The organism is Micromonospora sp. R77 (assembly GCF_022747945.1).
GTDB lineage: Bacteria > Actinomycetota > Actinomycetes > Mycobacteriales > Micromonosporaceae > Micromonospora.
In genome coordinates, this window is record NZ_JALDST010000001.1 from 5,513,966 (window position 1) to 5,531,158 (window position 17,193).

13 protein-coding genes and 2 pseudogenes are annotated in these 17,193 nt (G+C 75.3%); 7 read left to right on the plus strand and 8 right to left on the minus strand.

The window, feature by feature from the left end; genetic code table 11:
* The first annotated feature begins 504 nt into the window (after positions 1-504).
* Complete coding sequence (locus MRQ36_RS25550; protein ID WP_242799291.1) at positions 505-1,065, plus strand: M23 family metallopeptidase; 561 nt, start codon at positions 505-507, stop codon at positions 1,063-1,065.
* Positions 1,066-1,108: 43 nt separating this feature from the next.
* Here MRQ36_RS25550 and MRQ36_RS25555 read toward each other — a convergent pair whose 3' ends face one another.
* Entirely contained in the window at positions 1,109-1,882 is a 774-nt protein-coding gene (locus tag MRQ36_RS25555; RefSeq protein WP_242799292.1) for a hypothetical protein, read from the minus strand.
* 346 nt (positions 1,883-2,228) lie between these two features.
* Between MRQ36_RS25555 and MRQ36_RS34085 the strand changes: the two are divergent.
* The 4 genes and pseudogenes from MRQ36_RS34085 to MRQ36_RS25575 all read left to right on the plus strand — a co-directional run.
* A pseudogene (locus MRQ36_RS34085) lies at positions 2,229-2,576 on the plus strand (cellulose binding domain-containing protein); the annotation flags it as partial.
* Between the two features lie 272 nt (positions 2,577-2,848).
* Entirely contained in the window at positions 2,849-3,463 is a 615-nt protein-coding gene (locus tag MRQ36_RS34090; RefSeq protein WP_242801552.1) for a hypothetical protein, read from the plus strand.
* Between the two features lie 190 nt (positions 3,464-3,653).
* Positions 3,654-4,100 (plus strand): ribonuclease domain-containing protein, encoded by a 447-nt coding sequence (locus MRQ36_RS25570; protein ID WP_242801377.1) that lies wholly within the window; start codon positions 3,654-3,656, stop codon positions 4,098-4,100.
* Between the two features lie 59 nt (positions 4,101-4,159).
* Positions 4,160-4,579, plus strand: a complete 420-nt coding sequence (locus tag MRQ36_RS25575; RefSeq protein ID WP_242799293.1) for a barstar family protein — start codon at positions 4,160-4,162, stop codon at positions 4,577-4,579.
* An 18-nt stretch (positions 4,580-4,597) separates the two neighbouring features.
* Here the strand turns inward: MRQ36_RS25575 and MRQ36_RS25580 are convergent, their stop codons facing one another.
* Positions 4,598-5,317 carry an HD domain-containing protein gene (locus tag MRQ36_RS25580; RefSeq protein WP_242799294.1) on the minus strand — a complete coding sequence of 240 codons (720 nt, stop codon included), beginning with the start codon at positions 5,315-5,317 and terminating at the stop codon, positions 4,598-4,600.
* Between the two features lie 76 nt (positions 5,318-5,393).
* Positions 5,394-9,557 (minus strand): SpoIIE family protein phosphatase, encoded by a 4,164-nt coding sequence (locus MRQ36_RS25585; protein WP_242799295.1) that lies wholly within the window; start codon positions 9,555-9,557, stop codon positions 5,394-5,396.
* 132 nt (positions 9,558-9,689) lie between these two features.
* Here MRQ36_RS25585 and MRQ36_RS25590 point away from each other — a divergent pair, with 132 nt between their 5' ends.
* Entirely contained in the window at positions 9,690-10,088 is a 399-nt protein-coding gene (locus MRQ36_RS25590) for a VTT domain-containing protein (RefSeq protein ID WP_242799296.1), read from the plus strand.
* Complete coding sequence (locus MRQ36_RS25595; protein WP_242799297.1) at positions 10,067-10,327, plus strand: hypothetical protein; 261 nt, start codon at positions 10,067-10,069, stop codon at positions 10,325-10,327. The genes MRQ36_RS25590 and MRQ36_RS25595 overlap by 22 nt, the downstream gene beginning before the upstream one ends.
* A gap of 96 nt (positions 10,328-10,423) precedes the next feature.
* On the opposite strand, the pseudogene MRQ36_RS25600 reads toward MRQ36_RS25595, so the two are convergent.
* The 5 genes and pseudogenes from MRQ36_RS25600 to uxaC all read right to left on the minus strand — a co-directional run bounded on the left by MRQ36_RS25600 (position 10,424) and on the right by uxaC (position 17,180).
* Positions 10,424-11,772: pseudogene (locus MRQ36_RS25600) on the minus strand (polysaccharide lyase family 1 protein).
* Positions 11,773-11,789: 17 nt separating this feature from the next.
* Positions 11,790-12,971 carry a Gfo/Idh/MocA family protein gene (locus MRQ36_RS25605; protein ID WP_242799299.1) on the minus strand — a complete coding sequence of 394 codons (1,182 nt, stop codon included), beginning with the start codon at positions 12,969-12,971 and terminating at the stop codon, positions 11,790-11,792.
* Positions 12,968-14,458, minus strand: a complete 1,491-nt coding sequence (locus tag MRQ36_RS25610; RefSeq protein ID WP_374250738.1) for a mannitol dehydrogenase family protein — start codon at positions 14,456-14,458, stop codon at positions 12,968-12,970. The genes MRQ36_RS25605 and MRQ36_RS25610 overlap by 4 nt, the downstream gene beginning before the upstream one ends.
* Positions 14,449-15,753 (minus strand): enolase C-terminal domain-like protein, encoded by a 1,305-nt coding sequence (locus MRQ36_RS25615; protein ID WP_242799300.1) that lies wholly within the window; start codon positions 15,751-15,753, stop codon positions 14,449-14,451. The genes MRQ36_RS25610 and MRQ36_RS25615 overlap by 10 nt, the downstream gene beginning before the upstream one ends.
* On the minus strand, positions 15,750-17,180 hold the full coding sequence (gene uxaC, locus MRQ36_RS25620) for a glucuronate isomerase (RefSeq protein ID WP_242799301.1): 1,431 nt from the start codon (positions 17,178-17,180) through the stop codon (positions 15,750-15,752). The genes MRQ36_RS25615 and uxaC overlap by 4 nt, the downstream gene beginning before the upstream one ends.
* Positions 17,181-17,193: the final 13 nt, after the last annotated feature.

Consider the following 17,193-nt stretch of genomic DNA (forward strand, 5'->3'; position numbering starts at 1 on the left):
GCGGTGATCTCCAGGTCACCGGCGGGCACCACCCGGTAGCCCCGGCGGGTGCGGTCCAGGCGTACCGGCTGGGCGAGCAGGGGGAGTCGGATCCGGCGCCGGCCGCCGTCGACGTCGGCGGTGCCGACCAGGAAGACCAGGCCACGGCGCAGGACCCGCTCGTCGCGGTGCAGTGCGTCCAGCGCCGCCAGCCGGTCGAGCTTCGCCTCCCGGGGCGCCCGGTCGGGGTCCGGCAGCCAGACCAGCGGCCGGCCGGTCCCGGACACGTCGAAGACCCGCTCGGCGCCGGCCGGGGCCAGGTCGGCGAGCGCGGTCAGGATGGTCGCCGCCCGCATCGCCCGCCGATTCTGCCGTACCGGAAAAAGTGCCGGCCGCCGGTGACCACCGGGACGTACCCGCAGCGGTAGGAAAGCTTCTACTGGGGATTTCCCCCTGAAGCTTTCCCCCTCGGTCGGCGGTCGCCCTAGCATCGATGCACGTCATTCAGATTCGGAGGGGATCGCGATGTCCGTACCGCTCTCGGCGGCCCGCTGGCGCGTCCTCGCGCTGGTCACCGCCCTCGTCGTCGCCGCCGGCACGCTGGTGGGGGCGCATCCCGCGCAGGCGGCCCGGCCGGGCTTCCGGATGCCGTTCCTGTGCGGCCAGACCTGGCTCGGCAGCAACTGGGACGGCCACAGCCCGGCCCACTCGATCGACTGGAACCACTACGACGCCAACGGCACCCCCGACGACTACGGCCGTCGCGTCCTCGCCAGCGCCGGCGGCACGGTGCTGGAGTCGTACTACTCGACCACCACGGGCTACGGCAACACGATCGTCATCGGGCACGGCGACGGCTGGCGCACCCGGTACGCCCACCTCAGCGAGCGCCTCGTCGCCGAGGGCGACACCGTGCACACGGGAACGGTGATCGGCAAGGTCGGCGCGTCCTCGGCGAAGTACGACCTCTCGCCGCACCTGCACTACGAGCAGATCCACGACGGCAGCGTCGTCGTCTCGGTCGTCCAGGGGGTCACCTGGTCCGACTTCCTCAAGCGCAACCAGACCAGCACCAACAGCTGCTGAGCGGGCCGGCGGCGGCCCGTCCGGGGGACGGGTCGCCGCCGCGTCAGAGGATGCGCCCCTCCCGCAGCACCTCGCCCAGCAGGTCGTCGAGGCGGTGCACGGCGGCGCGGTGCTCGGCCGCCAGCTTCCGCGCCACGCCGGCCGGGTCGTCCCCGGCCGCCCCGGCCGGGGCAGCCGCGTCGGCGAGGTTCCTGATGATCCTCGCCCACTCCCGGCCGAGGCGGTCGGCGTACTCGGCGCGCTTCAGGTCCACGTCGCACTCGCAGTCGAGCGTGACCAGCTTCTCCCAGTAGGGCAGTGCGAGTTTGCGGGCCCGCTCGTCGAGGTGCACCCAGACGTGCGCCCGGCAGGTGACCACCGCTCGCCCCGTCTCGAAGCGCCACGGGTCGGCGTCGGAGAGGGCCTGCTGCAACTCCACCTCCAGCTCCGCCACCCGGTGCGGCGGGAAGTGGCGGGCGTGCACCGCCGCGAGCGCGGTGAGCCGCCGGGCCGCCGCCGGCATCCAGTAGTGCGCGTGGCCGCGCAACGCGTCCCGGGCCAGGTCCGACGAGGACCAGACGCACCTCGCCTGGATCTGGAAGTTGAACGCCCCGCCCCGCCCGGACACCCGGATCGGCGCGGCGGTGTCCAGCTGCTCGGTCAACGGGACGGCCGGGAACGTGGAGGTGCTGCCCGGTGGTGGGGCGGCCGCGCGTTCCCAGAGGCCGACCAGCCGCTGGCGGAAGGTGTCCGCCCGGTGGCGCAGCGCCGGCGCCCGGTCGCCCGGCTCGCGCCCGCGCTCCGCCCCGCCCGGTCGGGGATCGACGGCGTCGGCCATCTCGCTCCTGTCTCGCCTGTCACGGGTCGGTCGACCACGCCAACGGCCCGGTGCACACCGGCGGCGCGGTCCGCCGGCCGGGTCCACCGTATCCACGCCCTGCCCGATTTGTCGGTCAGGGCGGCCCCGGTGCGGCGGCGTGTCGGGGCGCCGGCTGCGGCGTCCGGGATTGCCAGGCATCGGCGTCCGTCACTACATTGGCGGTCGGGCGCCGTCGGTCGGTCCGGCCGGCGGCTGAAGGTCCGCCCGAGCCGGGCAGTTTCCGGTACGCGCATCGCGCGCGTCCGCACGCGAGGTCCACGCAGCTCCCGTGCCGCCGTCCGGCGGTCCGCCGAGAGGACCCTCGATGAGGATCACCCGCGCCCGTCTCACCCCGATCGTCGCGGCAGCCGCCACCCTGGCCGTCGCCGTCGCCGTCACGCCCCTGCTCACCGCCCCGGCCGCCGCCGCCACCGGCTGCCGGATCGACTACCGGCCCAACCAGTGGCCGGGCGGGTTCACCGCCACCGTCCGGGTGGCCCCGGGCGACACCGCCGTGAGCGCCTGGACGGTCACCTGGACCTACCCGGGCGACCAGCGGATCACCGGCGGCTGGAACGCCGTGGTCAGCCAGTCCGGGGCCACCGTCACGGCCCGGAACGCGGCCTGGAACGGGAGCGTCCCGGCCGGCGGGTCGACCGAGTTCGGCGTCCAGGGCACGGTCGGCGCGACCGCGTCCGCGCCGACCGGCTTCGCGCTCAACGGCGTACCGTGCAACGGCGCCGCACCCAGCCTCGACCAGCGACCCGCCCACCGCACCCTCGACCACCGCGCCGCCGACCAGCCCGCCGCCGATCTCGGCCAGCCCCACCCCGCCGTCGAGCAGCCCGCCGCCGACCACCTCCGCCGCCGGCCGGCTGCGCGGGTGCGGCGCTCTGCGACGGCTTCGAGGGGCAGGCCGGCCCCACGCCGTCCGGTGACTGGGCCGTGGTCCACCCGGACTGCGCCGGCACCGGCGCCGCCGCCGTCGACACGGCCACCACGCACGCCGGGGCCCGCGCGATCCGCATCGACGGGGGCGGTGGCTACTGCAACCACGTCTTCGTCCGCGCCACCCGGGACCTGGCCACCCTCGGCGCGGTCCGGTACGGCCGGTTCTGGGTCCGGCACCACACCGCGCTCCCCACCGACCACGTGACGCTGCTGGCCATGGCCGACGCCGCCGACGGCGGCAAGGACCTGCGGATGGGCGGGCAGAACGCGGCCCTGCAGTGGAACCGGGCGTCGGACGACGCCACCCTGCCGGAGCAGAGCCCGGCCGGGGTGGCGCTCAGCGTGCCGCTGCCCACCGACCGCTGGTCCTGCGTGGAGTTCCTGGTCGACGGCGACCGGGGCGAGCTGCGTACCTGGCTGGACGGGACGGCGGTCGCCGGGTTGACCGCCGACGGCGTGCCCAGCCACGACATCGACGGTCAGTGGTACAACCGCACCTGGCGGCCCCGGCTCACCGACCTGAAGCTCGGGTGGGAGAGCTACGGCGGCGCGACCGACACCCTCTGGTTCGACGACGTGGCGCTGGGCGCCAGCCGGATCGGCTGCTGAGTCGGCCGGGCCGGGCGGTCGCGGATCGCCCGGCCCGGACCTCGATCATCGAGCGTTCACCGGGCGTTGCGGCGCGGTTTCCGCCCGGGGGCTGTACGTGGGCGAGGATCACCAGCAGACTGGGCACGATCCGGAGAGTGATCCGGATCAATGTCTCTGTCGCTCCTGGAAAGGGAGGATCCCCGTGACCATGCCCGCGACCCGGCCCCGCACCGAAGGCTTCCGTCCGCGCCGACTCCTCGGCGCGCTCGCCCTGCTGACCGCCATGGTCGCCACCGCGCTCGTCGGTCCGTCGGTGGTGTCCCCGCAGCTCGCCGAACCCGCGCAGGCGGCCGTCTACAGCTCCTGCACGATGACCCGCTGCACGGACGCTCGCGCCGCCCGCTCCGGCTGGTCCGCCAAGGGCTTCCCGACCACCCGGGGCTGGTACTCCTGGAGCGGCGGGCTCTACAACTACGCCGGTGGCCGGTTCTACAACTACGAGGGTCAGCTCCCCGCCAACGCCACCTACTACGAGTACGACGTCTACCCGCGCGCCTACGGCGCCTCCCGCGACGCGTACCGGATCGTGGTGAACCGCAGCACCGGCGCGACCTGGTTCTCGCCGGACCACTACGGGAACTTCTACCTGCTCTGACCGTGCCGGGTCGGGCCGCCCGCCGGCCCGACCCGCCCGAACCCCGCGAGGAACCGACGATGGCCGACACCCACCCGCCGCTGCCGGCCTGGCTGCGGTTGGCGCCACCCGCACCGACGGGTCCGGACCGCACGGGGGCCGTGCTGAGCGGGTCCGCCGCCCGCACCCGGGCCGGCCTGTACGACGCGCTGGACGCCGCCCTGCACCTGCCCGGACACTTCGGCCGCAACTGGGACGCCCTCGCCGACGTGCTCGCCGACCGGCTCGACGCCGGACCGCTCACCCTGGTCGTCGCCGACGCCGGCGAGCTGCTGGCCGAGGAGCCGCCCGCGCAGCTCGGCACCCTGCTCGACGTGCTCGGCGGCGTCGCTGCCGAGGCCCGCGAGTCGCTGCGGGTGGTCCTCTGCGACACCCCCGCCCGCCTGCCCGCCCTCCGCTCCCGCCTCACCGCCACCCTGCACGGCGAAGCCTCCTGGTGAGCGGCGCCCGGTGCGGCGTCAGTTCGGCTGGTCCAGGATGGCGCTGAACCGCTCCTCGGCCAGGTCGAGCTGGGCGAAGATGTGCCGCTTCACCGGGGCGGAGAGCGGCGTGTCCGGCCGGGCGATCAGGTCCCGGAAGACCGGCACCAGGGGCCGGTACTTCGCGGCCGACCGGGCCACCTTCGGGCCGACGGTGTGGATCACGCCCACCCCGTTGTCGGTGAAGTCGGACATCTTGATCACCCGGGCCCAGGGCTCGGCGTCCAGGCTCGCCGCGACGTGCTCCCGGTACTGCGTGTGCGCGTCACGCGCCGGGTCGTACGTCGGATTGGTGACCGCGCCGACCAGGCGCGCGACGCGCGGTCCGAAGCGCGCGGCCAGCGCGGCGAGCGCGGCAGCGGTCGGGTCCCCGGCATGGTCCGGGCCGGCCAGCTCGACCGGGTGGTCCTCCACCGCGTCGTGCAGCAGCCCGGCGACGATCACGTCCACGTCCCGCACCTGATAGTGGTGCATCATCCGGATCGCCACCCGCAACAGGTGGTTCAGGTAGGGCTCGCGTACCCGCCGGTCGTCGCGGTGCAGCTCGGCGGCCAGCGCCAGCGCCTCGGTCAGCCGCTCCCGGGCCGCCTCGTCGAACGCCCGGATCTCCAGCCGGAACCGCTCCGACAGCCCCGGTTCACCGTGGATCTCGGTGATCGCGTGCATCGGCATGCTGCCCAGGTACGGGGGGAAGTCCATCCGTCACTTATAGCTGATCTTCGACTCGCCGGGAGCGGTCGGGGTCGGATGGCCGACAGCGGCCACCCCGCCGGCCTCACGCCCCGCCGAGCCGCTTGACCAACCGGACCGTGGTGCCCTCCGGCGTGCCGACGATGGTCGCCTCGTCCATCACCCGCGCCATGATCATGCGACCCCGGCCCCGGTCCGCGCCGCCGGCACCCGGACCGTTCTCCCGCCAGCCGCCCCCGTCCCGGACCACGATCTCCAGCCGGTCGTCGTGCAGCTCGGCCCGCAGGGTGGTCACCGCGTCGGGCGCGAACCGGTAGCCGTGCTCGATCGCGTTGGCGCACGCCTCCCCGGTGGCGATCAGCACCGCCTCGGCGTCCCACTCGTCCAACCCCAGCGCGTCCAGCCAGCCGCGCAGCCGCTCCCGCATCGGGGCGAGCCGGGCCGGGTCGGCCGGTACCGCGACGGTCAGCACGGTGGGCACCCGGTGCCGGTAGACCAGCACCGCGACGTCGTCGCTGCCGGACGGCGGCAGCAGGTCCCGGACCAGCCCGTCGACCAGTTCCCCCTCGGGCAGCGAGCGGCCGGCGGTGAGCGCCGCCACCGCACGGGCGATGCCGGCGTCGATCAGCTCCCGCCGCCGCTCCACCAACCCGTCGGTGTAGAGCAGCAACGTCGAGCCGACCCGCAGCCGCGCCGTGGCCTCCGGTCGGCGCTGCACGGGCACGCTGGCCAGCGGCACCGAGCCGGCCCGGTCCAGCATGTCGACGGCGCCGTCGGGGTGCACCAGGACGGCCGGCGGGTGCCCGGCCGAGGAATAGCGCAGCTCGCCCCCGGTCGCGTCGATGATGGCGCAGAAGACCGTCGTGCAGTTGCCACCGGGGATCATCCGGGCGAAGCCGTCCAGCGCGACCAGCACCTCGGCCGGGCTCTTGGCCTGCAACAGCAGCGCGCGGCAGGCGCTGCGCAGCTGGCCCATCACCGTCGCGGCAGGCAGTCCCCGGCCCACGCAGTCGCCCACCACCACGCCGACCAGGTCGCCGGGGAGCGGCACCACGTCGTACCAGTCGCCGCCCACCTCGAGGGGACGCACGGCCGGCTCGTAGCGGACCGCGAAGCCCGGCGGCAGCTCCGTCGGGCCGAGCATCGCCCGCTGCATGGCCAGCGCCACCGCCCGCTGCGTCTCGTACGCCCGGGCCCGCACCAGCGCCTGGGCGAGGGCGGCGCAGAGCTGCCGGATCAGCGGGGGGTCCACCGTCGTCGCCGGTCGGGGCTCGTCCAGCTCCCACCAGATGCCGCCGGTGCCGACGCCCGCCTCGATCCGGGCGCCCACGGCGGTCACCCGGCCCGCGTCGTCCCGGACCAGGTACGGGTCGTCGGGCAGTTCGTCGAGGGTCCGCCGGAGCTCGGCGGTGAGCGTCGCGCCCGCCTCCACCGTCACCGGCGCGCCGGCCGGGTCCGGGCACACCGCGACGCCCCGCGCCCCGCCCAGCAGCCCGCCCAGTTCGGCGAGGCCCACGTCGAGCACCTCGGTGATGTCGCTGGCCCCCGCCAGTCGGGTGGCGAGCGAGGTCATCGCCGCCTGGCGGGCCGCCGCCCGGACCTCCTCGGTGACGTCCCGCAGGGTGGCCACGTGCAGCCGCTGGTCGGTACGGGGCTCCCGCAGCGCGTTGTAGACCGCCTCCACCCAGATCCGGTGGCCGTCGGCGTGCCGCATCGGCAGGGTGACCCGTCCGCTGTCAGTGCGCTGGATCTGCCGCAGCGCCGCCTGGAGCCGCTCCCACTCCACCGGCTCGGTCGCCGGGTCCGGCCACCACGGGTGGGGCGCCGACGCCGGCAACTCCAGCCGGTCGAGCCCGACCAGCCGGCAGAACGCCTGGTTCGCCTCCAGCAGCGTGGTGCCGGCGTCATAGACGGCGAAGGCGTCCTGGAGCGAGTCGATCAGCGCGGTCCGCCAGGTGGCCTCCCGGTTGCGCAGTCGGGCCAGCTCCAGGTGCGCCCCGATCCGGGCGAGCAGTTCCAGGGAGGAGAACGGCTTCGGCAGATAGTCGTCCGCGCCGGCCCGCAACCCCTCCACGGCGGCCTCCGCGCCGGCGCGGGCGGAGAGCACGATGACCGGCATCCCGGCCGTACGCGGGTCCTCGCGCAGGGCCCGCACCAGGGCGAAGCCGCCGAGCCGGGGCATCATCACGTCGGTGAGCACCAGATCGGGCCGCTCCACCGCGATCATCTCCAGCGCGTCCTGCCCGTCGACGGCGAGGAGTACCCGGTAGTGCGGCGCCAGCAGGCCGCGCAGGAACGTGCGCAGGTCGGCGTTGTCCTCGACCACGAGCACCGTCGCCGCGTCGGCCGGTCGCCCGGCGGCGGCCTCCGCCGGCTGCGCACCGGGCACCTCCGTCGCCGGCCAGCGCCCCGCCTCGTCCGGGTACGACCAGCCGGCCGCCCCCGGACCGGTCCGCCGGGGCCCGCCGTCGCCGTCGCCGGGCTGCCCGTACGGCAGCCGGACGGTGAACGTGGTGCCCTCGCCCGCCACCGACCGCACGCCGACCTCGCCGTCGTGCAGCTTCACCAGCTCCTGCACCAGCGCCAGACCGATGCCCGCGCCCTCGTTCGACCGGCCGCCGCCGCCCCGCACCCGGTGGAAGCGGCGGAACAGCAGCGGCAACTGGTCGGCGGGGACGCCGACACCGGTGTCGGTGACCGCGAGCGTGACGTGCTCGTCGTCGCCGCGCAGGGTCAGCCGGACGGTGCCGGTGAGGGTGTACTTCAGGGCGTTGGAGAGCAGGTTGACCACGACCTTCTCCCACATGTCGCGGTCCACGTACGCGGTGCGCGGCAACGGCCGGGTGTCGACGTCGAAGGCCAGCCCGCCCTGCTGCATGGCGTACCCGAAGGACTCGGCGATCCCCCGGGTGAGCGCCGCCAGGTCGGTGGGCACCCGTTCGGCCTCCAGCCGGCCGCCCTCGATCCGCGCGAAGTCGAGCATGTCGTTGACCAGCTTGCGCAGCCGGCCGGCGTTGCGGTGCACCAGCTCCAGCCGCTCCCGCTGGGCCGGCGGCAGCGGCTCCCGCTCGTCGGCCAGGCTCTCCTGGACGGGGCCGGCGATCAGCGTCAGCGGGGTGCGCAGCTCGTGGCTGACGTCGGTGAAGAACTCGGTCTTGGCGGCGTCCAGCTCGGTCAGCGCGGCGGCCCGGCGGCGCTGCGCCTCGTAGGCCAGCACGTCGGTCAGCGCGGTGGAGACCTGGCTGGCGATCAGGTGCAGGAAGTCCCGGTACGGGTTGTCGAGCTGCCGGAACGGGCTGATACCCAGGACCAGCACCCCGACCGGGCGGGACCGGCCGGTGGCCAGCAGCGGCAGCACCATCGCCTCGTCGACCGGCGTCCCGCCGGCGGTGCCGTCCAGCCGGGCCACCGCGGCGTGGTGGCGGCTCAGGCCGGTGATCCGGGCCGGTTTCCCGGTGGCCAGCACCTCGGCCACCTCGGCGGGCCGGTCGATCGCCGGCCCCGGCTCCCCGTCGCCGAAGGACGCCACCAGGGTCACCTGGTCGGCCCCGGCCACGGCGTCGGTGGACGGGTCGGTCGACAGGTCGCCCTCGCGCAGGTAGATCATGCCCAGCGGCAGGTCGGCGCGGTTGGTGGCGAGCACCCGGGTGGCGGCCCGGGCGGCGTCCGCGGCGCTGTCCGCCTCGGCGACCGACAGCGCGCCCAGCTCCCGCAGCAGGGCCAACCGCCGGTCGCCGACCACCCGGCCGGTGACGTCGCTGGTGGCCACGAAGATGCCGATCACCCGGCCGTCCCGGTCCTGCACCGGGCTGTAGGAGAAGGTCCAGTAGGTCTCCTCGGAGTAGCCGTAGCGCTCCAGGAAGAGCAGCAGGTTCTGCCCGTAGGTGGCGCCCGCGCCGGCGAGCACCTGCTCGGTGAGCGGACCCAGGGTGTCCCACGCCTCGGCCCAGCACTCGGCGCCGCGCTGCCCGACCGCGTCGGGGAACTTCTCCCCGATGATCCCGGTGTACGCGTGGTTGAAGATCTGCACCAGCTCCGGGCCCCACCACAGCAGCATCGGGATCCGGGAGGGCAGCACCGTGCGGACCGCGGCCCGCAGCTCGGGCGACCAGGACTCGACGGGCCCGAGCGGTGTCACGGACCAGTCCTTCGCGCGCAGCGCGCTGCTGGTCACGTCGCTGCCCGGGAACAACTCGTCGACCGCGCGGAGGCGCGCCGCTGGATCCCCGATGACGGTTTCCTCCTCCACGTCCGGCTCCTCCCCGAGCTGGTCAGGGCCGATGAGCCGCGCTGCCGACCTCGTCCGCGTGCCATTGTCCCCGACCGGGGCGGGGTTCGATCAGCGGGAGCGTGATCGGTGCCCACGGGTGACAATCGGCGGATGGACCGGGTGCTGAACCTGCTGGTGGCGCTGCCGCCCGCCCTGGTCCTGGCGCTGGTCTTCCTGCTGCCGGCGCTGGAGGCGTCGACCTTCCTCGGCCTGCTCGTGCCCGGGGAGATCGCCGTGCTGGTGGGCGGGGTGGTCGCGCACGAGGGCCGGCTGCCGCTGTGGGCCGTGATGGTCGCCGCGCTGGCCGGCGCGGCGCTCGGCGACCAGGTCGGCTACCGGGTGGGCCGGCGGCACGGCCGGCGGCTGTTGCGCCGTACCCCGCGCCGCTTCCTCCGCTCGGGCGAGCTGGAGCGGGCCCTCGACCTGGTCCGCCGGCGCGGCGCGACGGCGGTGGTGCTCGGCCGCTGGGCGGCGCGCTGCGCGCGCTGGTGCCGGGGCTGGCCGGGCTGAGCGGCATCCCGCAGCGCACCTTCACGGTGGCCAACGTGGCGGGCGGCGCGCTCTGGGCGGTGACCGTGGCGCTGCTCGGCTATCTCGCCGGGGCGTCCTACCGGCTGCTGGAGCGGCGGCTCGGCTGGGGTGGCGAGGCGCTGCTGGCGCTGGTGGTGCTGCTGGTGCTGGCGCGGGTCGTGCGGGCCCGCCGCGCCGCCCGCCGGGAGCGGAACGCCGCCGACGCCCACCCGCACTGAGCGCGGACCGGCGTCGAGGTCGATGCGCGCCGGGCCGGCCGGCAACGTGCCGGGCGGGGCGGGCGCGGCGGGGACACCCGCCGCGCCCGGGAGACGTCAGCGGAGCAGCCGGCCGGCGCCGGCGTACGCCCCGACGACGAGCGGCACCAGCGGGGTGGGCAGCACCGGGGTGGCGCGCAGGGTCGGCGTCCAGCCCGCGTCGGCGCCCAGGTCGGGGTCGTGCGCCGCGTTGTACGCCGCGAGCAGGTCCACCGGTCGGGCCCGGCCGTCGCCCTGGCGCAGCCAGCTGCCCCGCTCGGTGAGCGCGGTGCCGCCCCAGTCGTGGATCAGGTCGGCCGGGTCGACGTCGTCGCCGAGGCTGAAGAAGTTGTGCTCCGCGTAGATCGCCGACTGGACGCCGACGCCGAGCGCGTACTCGAAGCCGGGGCCGTGCAGCCGGTAGTGGTTCTCGTGCACGTCGACCTGGCCGAACCGGACCCGTGGCAGCCGTTGCAGGTCACCGTCGAAGAGGTTGTGGTGCAGGCTGACCTTGAGCCGGCCGACGTCCGGGCCGACGGTGTTGGACGAGCCGATCAGCATCAGCTTGTCCCGGCCGACGAAGCGGTTCCAGGAGGCGGTGACCAGGCTGGCGGTGTGGGTGACGTCCAGCGACCCGTCGTGCACCTGGTAGGGCCGGCCGAAGTAGCTCGGCTGCCCGCTGTCCGGGTGGTCGCCGTCGGTGAAGGTGTCGTGGTCGACCCAGACGTGTTCGCTGCGGCGTACGGAGATGTGGTCGTACTGGGAGTTCCAGTTGCCGGTGTCGCCGTCGGTGGGGGACCAGGCGGGGAAGCAGTCCCGGGCGTCGTCGAAGGTGAGGTTGCGGACGATCACGTTGGCGACCTTGTCGATCATCAGGGTCAGCCCGGTCAGCCGGGCGCCGGGCAGCCCGACGATCGTGGTGTTCGACCCGACGTTGAGCTGGGTCTGCCGGGTCTGGTTGGCCACCGAGCGGACCCGGGCCGCCTCCAGCGGGCCGCTGGGGTTGACCCGCCCCCAGGTCGCCGGGTCGTACGCGGCCAGGTAGGCGTCGAGGGAGTAGTCCGCGTCGGCGAGGTCGGCACAGTCCAGTGGCGTCCCGTCGGGGCCTTCGAAGCCGTCGATGGTGCCGTCGACGTACACGATCTTCGCGGTGCTGTCCGTGGCGTTGGTGGCGTTGTCGCCGCCGAGCGCGGCGACCAGCTCGGCCCGGGTGTGCGCGACCCGGACCCGGTCGGCGGCGGCGGTCGCGCCGCCGGTGGTCCCGGTGCCCTCGGCGGCCCAGCCGTCGTCGGCCGGGAGCACCTGCCGGCCGAGCTGCCGCGCCGCCCGGGTCAGGGACGTGTCCTGCGGGCGGCCAGCGCCGGTGCGCCGGCGGTGACCGTGAGGGCGACGGCGAGGAGGGCCGCGCCCGCTGCTGTTCTCTGCATCGAGAGGATCCCGTCTGTCAGCTTTCGGTGGTCAGTTCTTCGCCGGCCGGCGCCGCCCGGTACGGCGGCACCGCCCACGGCACCCCGGACTCCGTCGGCAGCGTCCCCGTCTGCGCCGCGCGGCGCAGCACCGCGTTGATCCCGCCGATGGTCAGCACCCGCTGCCCGCCGGTGCCGGTGGCGCGCACCAGGTCGCCGCCGAGCAAGGTCGGTGCGGGTGCGTCCCGCAGCGCCGCCAGCACCGCCGTGAACGGCGCGGTACGCGCCAGCGGCGCGATCAGCGGCACGCCGGTGGCCCGGTGGTCGAGGAGGTTCTCCAGCAGCCCCCGCCGCCCCGGCACCTCCCGCCAGTCGGCGTCGTCGGGCAGCCGGAGCCGGTCGGTGGGGTATTCCAGGACGGCCCGGCCCCGGGTGCCGGTGACGAGCACCTCGCCGGGGACGAAGTCCTCCCCGGCCAGGGTCACCGCGGCCACGATCGGCGGCCCGATCCGGGGCGTCACCCGCAGCACGGCGGTGTCGTCCACCTCGATCAGGCGTACCCGGTAGCGCTCCGCCTCGATCAGCTCGGGGTCGACCGGCGTGCCGGCGACTGCCTCGGCGACGGCCAGGCACTGCATCACCGCGTGCGCGAGCGGGTTGGCGAGGGCGCCGTCGAGCACCGGCCGGCCGTCCAGCTCCCGCCGGCCGGCCCACGGCGCGCGGGCGTAGTAGGCGTCCGGGCGCTGCCAGGCGGCGACGGTGGCGACGCCGGTGACCGTGCCGAGCCGACCGGCGGCGAGCGCGGCGGTCAGCTCCGCGAGGGCCGCCGAGCCGAGCGCCTGGAAGCCGACCTGCGCGGCCCGGCCGGTGGCCGCGAGCGCCGCCGCCAGCTCGCGGTGTTCGGCCAGGTCCAGCACCGGCGGCTTCTCCAGCAGCAGGTCCGCGCCGGCCGCCAGGCAGTCCAGGGCGATCGGCAGGTGGGTGTGCGGCGGGGTGCAGATCACCACCACGTCGGGGCGTACGGCGGCGAGCAGCAGCCGGTGGTCGGTGCAGACCACCGTCCCCGCCGGCACCGGCGCGGCCGGCTCGTCGTCGAGGGGACGGACGTCGACCAGCCCGACCAGGCGTACCCGGCCGGCGGCGACCAGCGGGGCGATCGCCCGCCGGTGCCACCGCCCGTGCCCGTTCGCCCCGACCAGCGCCACCCGGGGCGGGCTCACGCGGCACCGGCCAGAGTGGCCCGGACGCCGTGCCGGTCCAGGGCGGTCAGCCAGTCGACCACGTCGGCGCGGACCTCCGCGTCGGCGGCCAGATCGGCGGGGAAGACCTCGGGCAGCGCGAAGAGCGCGTCGACCACCCCGGCCGGGGTGTCCCGACCGGTGGCGAGCGCGGCCCGGATCCGGTCGGCGAGCGGGTCGTCCAGCGGCAACGGCCGGCCGTCGTCGGCGTGGCCGGACAGGAAGCGCAGCCAGGCCGCCACCACCAGCGCGGCCCAGTGCGCCGGGCGGCCGGCCGCCCGCAGGTCGGCGACGGTGTGCAGGATCCGCTGCGGCAGCTTCTGCGAGCCGTCCATGGCGACCTGGAGGGTACGGTGCCGGATCGCCGGGTTGCCGAACCGGGCGAGCACCTCCTCGCCGTATTCGGGCACCGATACGCCGGGCGGAGGGGTGAAGCTGGGCGCGACATCCTCGACGATCAGCCGGCGCAGCACGGCGGTGAGGCCGGGCAGCTCCAGCGCGTCCGCGACGGTCTCCCGGCCCGCGAGGGCCCCCAGGTAGGCGGTGGCCGAGTGCACGCCGTTGAGGGTGCGCAGCTTGAGCCGTTCCCACGGGCCGGCGTCGTCGGTGAGCACCGCCCCGGCCCGCTCCCAGGCCGGCCGGCCGCCGGGGAAGTCGTCCTCGATCACCCACCGCGAGTACGGCTCGGCGGCCACCGCCGCCAGGTCGGTGACGCCGAGCGCCGCCCGCGCGGTGGCCCGGGTCTCGTCGGTGCTGGCCGGCACGATCCGGTCCACCATGGTGCCCGGGAAGGCGACCCGGTCCCGGATCCAGCCGGCCACCGAGTCCGGCACCCGGGCCAGCGCGAGGGACTGGGCCACCAGCCCCCGCAACCGGTGCCCGTTCGCCGGCAGGTTGTCGCAGCTGACCAGGGCGATCGGTCCGGCGTCGGCGATGGCCCGGGCGAGCAGCCCGCGCACCAGCAGCCCCGGCACGGTCACCGGGGGCCGGTCGCCGGTCAGGTCGGCGACCAGCTCGGGGTCGGTCCGCAGCGCGCCGGTCACCGGGTCGAGCCGGTACGCCTTCTCGGTCACCGTCAGCGTCACCACCCGGATCGCCGGGTCGGCGAGCAGCGCCACCACGGCCGCCGGGTCGCCGGCCGCGTGCCGGACGCCGGCCAGCGACCCGACCACCCGGGTGGCCCGGGCCGCGCCGGAGAGCGTGGTGACGCTGAACAGCCCGTCCTGTGCGGCGAGCGCCTCGACCAGCGTGGTGCTGCGCGGCGCGACGCCGATGATGCCCCAGTCGCCGCCGGCCGCCCCGACGGCCTCCTCGGTGTGCACCGCCTGGTGCGCCCGGTGGAACGCGCCGAGCCCGAGGTGGACGATGCCGGCCGGTACGGTGCCGGGGCGCAGCAGGGGACGGCACTCGACGGGCAGCCGGCGCAGGGTGGCCAGGCCCAGCCGGTCGGTGTCCACGGTCACCGCCACGCCGGGCCGTCCGGGAAGCGGAACTCGGCGATCGACGCCGGTTTCATGGTGGTGCTGTAGCCGGGGGCGGTGGGCAGCAGGTAGCGCCCGCCCCGGGTACGGACCGGATCGGTGAAGTGCTCGTGCAGGTGGTCGACGTACTCGACCATCCGGCCGTCCAGGCTGGTGCCCACCCGCAGGTGGTCGAAGACGGCCAGGTGCTGCACGTATTCGCAGAGGCCGACGCCACCGGCGTGCGGGCAGACCGGCACCCCGAACTTCGCCGCCATCAGCAGCTCGGCGAGGACCTCGTTGACCCCGCCGACCCGGCACGCGTCGATCTGCATGACGCCGATCGCCTCGGCCTGGAGCAGCTGCTTGAAGATCACCCGGTTGGCCGCCACCTCGCCGGTGGCGACCCGGCAGCGTCCGCCGGTCAGCTCGGTGACCGCGCGGGCGATCCGGGCGTGCCCGAGCACGTCGTCGGCGTGCGTGGGCTCCTCGATCCAGTACGGGTCGACCTCGACCAGCGCGGTCATCGCGGTGATCGCCTCGTCGACGTCCCAGACCTGGTTGGCGTCCATCATCAGCAGCGCGTCCGGGCCGATCTCGGCGCGGATGATCCGGGCCCGGCGCAGGTCGTCGTCGAGCGGGCCGCCGACCTTCATCTTCATCGCCCGCCATCCCGCCGCGTACGCCGCGCGGGTCAGCGCCCGCACCTTGTCGTCCGGGTAGCCGAGCCACCCCACCGAGGTGGTGTACGACGGGAAGCCGTCGCGCTCCAGACCGGCGAGCCGGTCCGCCAGCCCGTCGCGCCCCTGGTCGAGGATGGCGGCGGCGTCGTCGGGGGTGAGCGCGTCGGTGATGTGGTGGAAGTCGACGCTGGCGACGAGGTCGTCGGTGGGCAGTTCGGCGAGGAACCGCCACATCGGTTTGCCGGCCAGCTTGGCGCGCAGGTCCCAGACGGCGTTGACCAGCGCCCCGGTGGCCAGGTGGATGACCCCCTTCTCCGGGCCCAGCCAGCGCAGCTGCACGTCAGCGGTGAGCGAGCGCCAGAACGCCACCGGCTCGGCGCCGATCTCCTCGACGGTCCGGCCCCGGACGTGGTGTTCGAGGGCGCGGACAGCCGCGCAGGTGATCTCGTTGCCGCGCCCGTTGGTGAAGGTGAACCCGGCCCCGGTCGGTCCGGCGTCGGTGGTCAGCTCGACGTACGTGGCCGAGTAGTCGCCCCGGTTGATGGCGTCGGAGCCGTCACCGCTGGCGGCGGTCGGGAAGCGTACGTCGTGCACGGTGACGTCGGTGATGGTGACGGTCATGAGTGTTCTCCGAACTTGAAGACCTGCCTGGGCAGCCGGTAGGCCAGGTCGACGATGGTCTCGGCGGCCTCGTCGGCGGGCAGCCGGTGCTCGGCGACCAGCCGGGCCAGGAAGCCGGCGTCGACCCGGCGGGCGACGTCGTGCCGGACCGGGATGGAACAGAACGCCCGGGTGTCGTCGACGAACCCGGCGGTGTTGTAGAAGCCGGCGGTCTCGGTGACGGTCTCCCGGAACCGGCGCAGCACCTCGGGGGAGTCCAGGAACCACCAGGGCGCGCCGAGGCGCAGCGCGGCGTACCCGCCGGCGAGCGGGGCGAGTTCCCGGGTGAAGGTGTCCTCGTCCAGGGTGTAGAGCACCACGGTCAGCCGGGGGTCGTTGCCGTGCGCGTCGAGCAGCGGCGCGAGGGCGTGCACGTACTCGGTGGCCTGCGGGACGTCGCCGCCGACGTCGCGGCCGTGCCGGGCGTGCAGCCAGCGGTTGTGGTTGCGGACCGCCCCCGGGTGCAGCTGCATGACCAGGCCGTCGTCGAGCGACATCCGGGCGAACTCCAGCAGCATGTGCGCCCGGAACGCCTCCGCGTCGGCCGCGTCGGCCGCGCCGCGCCGGCCCTTGTCGTAGAGCGCCGCCGCCTCCGCGTCACTGAGCGCGAGGGTACGGGCCGTCGGGTGCCCGTGGTCGGAGGAGGTGGCACCGGCCGCGACGAACGCCGCCCGGCGCTGCCGCAGCGCGTCGAGATAACCGGCGTACGTGCCGGTGTCGACGCCTGCGACCTCGGCGAGCCGGTCCACGTTGGCCGCCCAGCCGTCGAACTCCATGTCGACCACGTCGTCGGGGCGGAACGTGGTGACGACCCGGCCGCCGGGACCGCCCCACCCGTCGGCGGCGAGCTTGGCGTGCTGCCCGAGGTCGTCCAGGGGGGACTCGGTGGTGGCGAGCACCTCGATGCCGAACCGGGTGAACAGCGCCCGGGGCCGGAACTCCGGTTCGGCGAGGCGCGCGGCCAGCTCGTCGTAGACGGCGTCGGCGGTGGCGGGGGAGAGCGGGGTGGTCACCCCGAACACGTCGTGGAAGGTCTGCTCCAGCCAGAGCCGCGACGGGGTGCCCCGGAACAGGTGCCAGTGCGCCGCGAAGCGCCGCCAGACGAGCCGGCCGTCGGTCTCGGTGGGGCTCCCGTCGACGGTGGGCACCCCCAGCTCGGCCGGGGGTACGCCCTGACTGAGCAGCATCCGGGTGAGGTAGTGGTCGGGCACGATCAGCAGCCGGGCCGGGTCGGGGAACGGGCGGTCCTCGGCCAGCAGCGCGGGGTCGACGTGCCCGTGCGGCGAGATGATCGGCTGCTGCGCGGCCAGGGCGTACAGCTCGCGGGCGAGGGCGCGCTGGCCGGGCTCGGCGGGCAGCAGCAGGTCGCTCCGGGTGGTGGTCGGCACTTCGGCGGGCTCC